The organism is Roseateles sp. (assembly GCF_044373315.1).
Lineage (GTDB): Bacteria > Pseudomonadota > Gammaproteobacteria > Burkholderiales > Burkholderiaceae_C > JACDQM01.
The window spans coordinates 1-6,013 of the sequence record NZ_JBILQK010000142.1 but is presented as its reverse complement, the minus strand read 5'-3'; the positions used below and the strand labels follow the sequence as shown (position 1 = coordinate 6,013).

The 6,013-nt window shown below is 67.3% G+C and carries 4 protein-coding genes; 1 reads left to right on the top strand and 3 read right to left on the bottom strand.

Annotated elements, in window-relative coordinates; genetic code table 11:
• The 3 genes from ACIQ67_RS18845 to ACIQ67_RS18835 all read right to left on the bottom strand — a co-directional run.
• A partial coding sequence (locus ACIQ67_RS18845) for an asparaginase (RefSeq protein WP_397535916.1) occupies positions 1-891 on the bottom strand: 891 nt, incomplete at its 3' end.
• A gap of 54 nt (positions 892-945) precedes the next feature.
• Positions 946-2,580, bottom strand: coding sequence for a diguanylate cyclase (locus ACIQ67_RS18840; protein ID WP_397535915.1), 1,635 nt, complete (start codon positions 2,578-2,580; stop codon positions 946-948).
• A 71-nt stretch (positions 2,581-2,651) separates the two neighbouring features.
• Positions 2,652-4,154, bottom strand: coding sequence for a S10 family peptidase (locus ACIQ67_RS18835; protein WP_397535914.1), 1,503 nt, complete (start codon positions 4,152-4,154; stop codon positions 2,652-2,654).
• Positions 4,155-4,208: 54 nt separating this feature from the next.
• Here ACIQ67_RS18835 and ACIQ67_RS18830 point away from each other — a divergent pair, with 54 nt between their 5' ends.
• Entirely contained in the window at positions 4,209-5,042 is an 834-nt protein-coding gene (locus ACIQ67_RS18830; RefSeq protein WP_397535913.1) for a DUF429 domain-containing protein, read from the top strand.
• Positions 5,043-6,013 lie beyond the last annotated feature (971 nt).

Sequence of the window (6,013 nt, the reverse complement as noted above, 5' to 3'; positions counted from 1 at the left end):
CATCACCACCTCGACGCCGCGCACTGCGCCGTCGTCGATCTTGATGGCCACGCCCCATCCCCGCTCGGGCAGCGCGGCGCAGTAGACGCCTTCGGCGCCGACCTTGCAGAACACGTGCTCGCCCAGGGCCTGCATCACCAGCGTATCGAAACGGCCTGAACCGGCGACATAAAAGGGCTCGCGTGCCACAGCCATGCGCAGCCGCAGCGCCGCCCGCGCATTGGCCTCGCTCAGCCCCTGGCCGGTGCCGACGCGGGCGAAGGCCAGCGCCAGGTTCTTCAAGGGGATGCCGAAGGTGGGGATGGAGCAGCCATCGGTGCCACGCGGTGCGCGGCCCAAGTCGGTGCTGGTGGCGGCGGCCAGCGCGGCCGTTACCTCGCGCATCACCGGATGATCGGGCGCGATATAGCCGTGCACAAACTCGGCTGGGTCGCGCCCTTCGGCGATTGCCAGCTGGCAGCCCAGGCAGACGAAGCCGGCGTGCTTGCCAGAGCAGTTGTTGTGCAGCGCGCTGGCGGTTTCGCGGCGTTCGACCATGCCGCGCAGCACCGGCTCGCGGCTGGGCCATTGGGTGCCGCATTCCAGCGCCCGCTCGTCCAGGCCCAGCTTGCGCAGCATGCCCAGCGAGGTGGCCGCATGCTCAGGCTCGCCGTTGTGCGAGGCGCAGGCGATGGACAGCTCGGCATCGCCGAAGCCGAAGCGCTCGGCCGCGCCGCTGGCCACTAGCGGCAGCGCCTGCAGCACCTTGCAGGCCGAGCGCGGAAAGATCGGGCTTTCAACATCGCCGAGCACGCAGACGCTGTGGCCGTCGGCGTCGACGATGGCCAGCGCGCCGGCATGCAGCGATTCGAGATGGCTGCCGCGCAGCACGTCGACGAGAGCAGGATTCATGGGCGGAAACGCGATTGGAACCTAGGCGGCTGACTGTAGCCGTCCGCGATGCCCTCAGCCCAGTTCGATGCGGTTTCGGCCACCCTTCTTGGCGGCATAGAGGGCGCGATCCGCCCGCTCGAACATCCGCTGCGCATCGACCGCCTCGTCGGCGGCGGCCACCCCGATGCTGACTGTCACCCGAAGGCCCGGCGCCAGGGTGTCCCACTCGTGCGCTGCCACGGATTGGCGCAGGCGCTCGCAGACTTCCTGCGCCCGGGTGGTACCCATGTTCAGCAGGGCGATCAGGAACTCCTCGCCGCCGATGCGGGCCAGCAGATCGGCGCCGCGCAAGCCCTGGCGCAGCAGCAATGCCAGCTGCTGCAGCACGCGGTCGCCCACCGCGTGCCCGTATTCGTCGTTGATGCGCTTGAAGTGGTCGACATCGGCCATCGCCAGCACCAGGGGGCGGCCATCGTGGCGCGCGCTCTCGGCCAGTGTCTGCAGCATCGCATCGGCATGGCGGCGGTTGTGCAGGCCGGTTAGCGCATCCTCGTGGGCGGCGCGCTCCAGCTCGCCGGCTCTTTCGCGCTCCCGCATGGCATCGCGCTGCGCCCGCTCGGCCAGTTCCTGGGCCTTGGACACTTCTTCGCGGATCACCAGCACTTCGTGCTGCAAGGTCTGCATGTCCTTGGCGATCTGGCGCTCCAGTTCTACCAACTGTTCCAGCGCGGCCAAGGCCTCGCGATAGTCGCCACAGGCCTTGTGGATCGCGTAAAGCTCGCGCGTGATGCTGCGGTGCAGCTTAGGTGGCAGCGCGCCGCGCTCAGCCTTCAGCAAGGCATAGAGGCCATCCAGTGCAGGCCTGAGCTGGCCTTTGGCGCGCAGCAGCTGGTTGCGTTGTGTGCCGGCCTGCAGGGCCAGATCCCGGTATCCCTGTTGCTGCGACAGCGCCTCGTACTCATCGATCAGCGGCTGCGCTGCCTTGCCATCGCCGCCGGCCAGCATCGCATCGCATAGGTTCGACAGCGCGACTGCGATGGTGAAGGGGCTGGCCGCCCGACGCGCCGCAGCCGTGGCCTGCTCGGCCAGTTCCAGGGCCTTCTGTCGCGTCAGCTCGGTCAGCCTGGCGTCCTTGCGTTCCTGGGCATCGCCGTGCCGCTGCAACCAGAAATAGGCGAGGTTGTTCAGGCATCCGAAGGCCAGCTCGGTCAGCCCGTGGTCAAGGGCCAGCGCCAGCGCTTGCTCAGTCGTCTCGCAGGCGCGGGCTGGGTTCTCGAGGCTGGCGTGCGCCACGCCGATGCGGTTCAGCGCCCAACCTTCCCGGACCACATCGCCACAGCGACGGGCCGCGACCAAGGCCCGCAGGCCACAGGGCAGGGCCTCGCGCCCCATCAGCAGCTGGGCATAGACAAAGGTCAAGGACGTCAGCGCGTCGGCCAGCACGGCATCGTCGCCCAGCGGCTCGGCCAGCAGCACGGCCTGGCTGGCGCAGCGCACACTGGCCTGCAGCTGACCCAGGCGCGGGTGGAAGTGCGCTTGCAGCGCCAGAACGCGGGCACGATCGCCGTGCCGCTCGTCCGGACAGATCGCCAAGGCCCGGTCGAGCTGCAGCATGCCATCGCGGTAGCGGCCAGCCTGCGCGTCGACGCCAGCCTGCGCGATGTGCTGGTCGAAGGCTGTTGGGCTAGAGGCGGGGATGCTGCTCATGGAGGCGCGCGGGACCCGAAGTTTGCCGCCAGCATCGGTGTCCGCGCCGCCGCCGTCAAGCCCGCCGCGATTCAATCGCCACGCACAAAGGCACGCAACTCCGCCGCCATCTGAATCAACGAGGGCTGATGGATGTACATCATGTGCCCGGCCTCGAAATAGCTCACCTTGATATTGTCCTGCAGGTTCTCGCGCAGGCCCAGATGCGCCAGCGTGTAGTCGCCGGCGGCATGCGGCGTGGCCAGATCGAAGTAGCCGCTGGCCACATAGACACGCATCGCCGGGTTGGCATGCAGCGCGCGGCGCAGGCTGTCGCCGACGTTGACATAGCGGTTCTCGAAGTCCTTCCACGCCCAGGTCTTCCACAGCGGGGCCATCACCAGATAGGGCTGGTCGCTCTCGTAGTTGAGCTTCTCGCGCAGCAGGCGGTTGATGCCCACTGCGTAGGCGCCCACCAGGTTGTTCATGCTGGCGTCTTCTTCGGGCTGCTCGCCGGCATCGTCGCGGTCCTGGCCGAGGAAGCGGCTGTCCAGCCGGCCCACGGTCTGGCCTCGCTGGCGCAGCAGTTCCTTGAAGAAGCGGAACTCGTTGGGCCGCAGATCGCAGCGCAGCACATAGTCGCTGCTCAGCCCCGTGTGCAACGAAACCGTCTCGGCGATGTGCTGGCGCTCCGCCAGCCCCAGGCGCGAACCCTGCATCAGCGCCAGCCAGTAGTCACCGTTGGCAAAGGCTTCGGCCTCGGCGATCACCTGCTTCAGAGGCTTTTTCTGCTGCGTCTCGCGCAAGGCCTTGTGGTACCAGGCGGTGGCGGCGTAGGTGGGCAGGTACAGCGGGTAGGGCAGCTCGTTGCCATGGTCGAAGGACAGGGTCTGGAAGTCCACTGCCATCGAGATCAGCATCAGGCCGTTGAGGTGGATGTTGTGCGCCTCCTGCAGATGGCGTGACAGCCCGGCGCTGCGCGTGGTGCCGTAGCTCTCGCCGATCAGGTATTTGGGGCTGGCCCAGCGGCTCCAGCGCGTCAGGTAGAGGCGGATGAACTCACCCACCGAATCCAGGTCGCGCTGGTAGTCGTGGAACTCGGCCACCTTCTGGCCTTCGGCCATGCGCGAATGGCCGGTGCCCACCGGGTCGATGAAGACCAGATCCGACTCCAGCAGCAGCGTGTGCTCGTTGTCGGTCAGCGAGAACGGCGGCGTGCCACAGTTGCCCATCTCGTCGGTCGGTACGCGCTGCGGGCCGAGGATGCCCAGGTGCAGCCACACGCTGGACGAGCCCGGACCGCCGTTGAAGGAGAAGGTCAGCGGCCGCTTGGCCGGATCCTTCACGTCCTTCAGTGCGTAGGCGATGAAGAAGACGCTGGCGCGGGTGTGCTCGCCCTTGTGTTCGCCGTCCTTGATCTGCGGCTCGCGCAGCACCAGTGTGCCGCAGGTGGCGGTGTAGTGCAGTGTCTTCTTGCCCAGCTGCAGCTTGTGCTCGGTGACCACCAGGCGCTCCAACAGCGGCGCGGGTGTGGCGCTGTTGGCGGGCTTGGTTGCGTCTTCAGTCTTGGGGGCCTCGGCGGGCGTTTGGCTCATGGCGGGATGTCCTTGTGGTCTCGTCCGATTGCGGCACTCGATAAAGTGCGGCCGATGCACTCTAGCCAAGCTTCAAGCAACACGCACCAGCTTTTGGGCGTCGATTTCAGCAGTTCGCCCACACGTCGCAAACCCATCACCGTGGCCCTGGGGCGCCGGCGGGGCCAGGTCTTGCTGCTGGAAGGGCTGCTGGCCCTGCCCAGCCTGGAAGATTTTGCCGCGTTGCTGCAGCGGCCCGGCCCCTGGCTGGGCGGTTTCGACTTTCCTTTCGGCCTGCCGCGCGAACTGGTGCAGAGCCTGGGCTGGCCTGCGCAATGGCCGGCGCTGATGGCGCATTACGCCGGCTTGAGCCGGGCCGAGATCCGCGCCCAGTTCAGTGCCTTCTGTGCCGCCCGCCCGGTGGGCGGCAAGTTCGCGCATCGCGCTACCGACATTCCGGCCGGCGCCTCGCCGTCGATGAAGTGGGTCAACCCGCCGGTAGCCTACATGCTGCGCGCTGGCGTGCCGCGCCTGATCGAGGCCGGCGTGCATCTGCCGGGCCTGCATGCGGGCGATGCGCAGCGCGTGGCGCTGGAGGCCTACCCCGGCTTGCTGGCGCGCGAAGTGCTGGGCCGGCGCAGCTATAAGAGCGACGACCGCGCTAAGCAGACCGACGAACGCCTGATCGCCCGCAAAGACCTGCTGGAAGCGCTGGAGCAGGGCCGCACCCGCCTGGGCCTGCGCCTGAAGCTCAGCCACGCGCAGCGCGAGGCGCTGGTGGACGACGCCAGCGGCGACCGGCTCGATGCTGTGCTGTGCCTGCTGCAAGCCGGCTGGGCGGAAGGGCAGCCTGGCTACGGTATGCCGGCGGTGGTTGATCCGGTGGAGGGCTGGATCGTCAGCGCGTAAGTGGGGGCGCGGGGCATGCGCTGGCTCTGATCCGATGGCCGGGTGCGCTGCGTGCAGGGGATGGCTTTGCAGTGGCGACGTGGTGGTGGGCGGCTTCAGGCTGTCTGCAGCCGTTCGGATTTGGACAGCGAATGTCGGCGGGCGCCGATACCTGACGTTGGCAAGCCCTTTGAGCGGCTGTCCGCTGTACCTCGGAGCTTGACGTTCGACGGGGGCGGGCGCGCCGCCGGGTCAGCGATTTGGCGACAAGGTCCGGCCAACGGCTGCTCCCCCCGCCGACGACAGGTCGCAACCGACCCACTGCAGTCAAAGCAACAGCCCCTCTGATGCCCGCAAAGCGCCTGCTCAATGGACGGCTGAATGAACTCCGGCCTCGACATCTCATGTTGGGCGGTGCCGCCGCTGGACGCCGTACCCCGGTCGTCGCTAGCAAGCTGCTCGCGGTCGCGACTTCTCGGCTCGCGCGTTGGATCACATTCACGCCAAAAAGGCCTTTCCAGAACTGCCGGCCGCGCGCGCTTTGCTGGCGCGGGCCTATCGGTCACGGGCAGCGATCAGGGCGATCGTGCAGCGGCCTGCAAGCTCAGCAAGTGAATGACGCCTTCGCAAGCCGCTGATCTGCATCCATCCACTTCAGGCGAACAGCCGCGTTGAGTTCGGAACCAAGGCAAAGGGACTGGCTATCGTTCGAAGGAACAAGGGAGGGCCAGTGCAGAACGTGACGGACGGCCCTGCTGATGGCAGCAAGAGGCTCGGGCGTGGCGTCTCACCGATGGCTTCAATCCGACGTCGGCAATGAGGTGACTTGGATGCCAATCCACCGTCGGTTTTCTTTGCACAACGGCGAACCTGTCAGAAATTTTGTGTGTGAGGCATAGCATGTCGACAAGGAGCATGAATGCCACGCAAGACGAAGACGACCGCCACGGCGGACAAGGCGGACAAGGCGGCGCAGCCGCAATTCTCAGCCG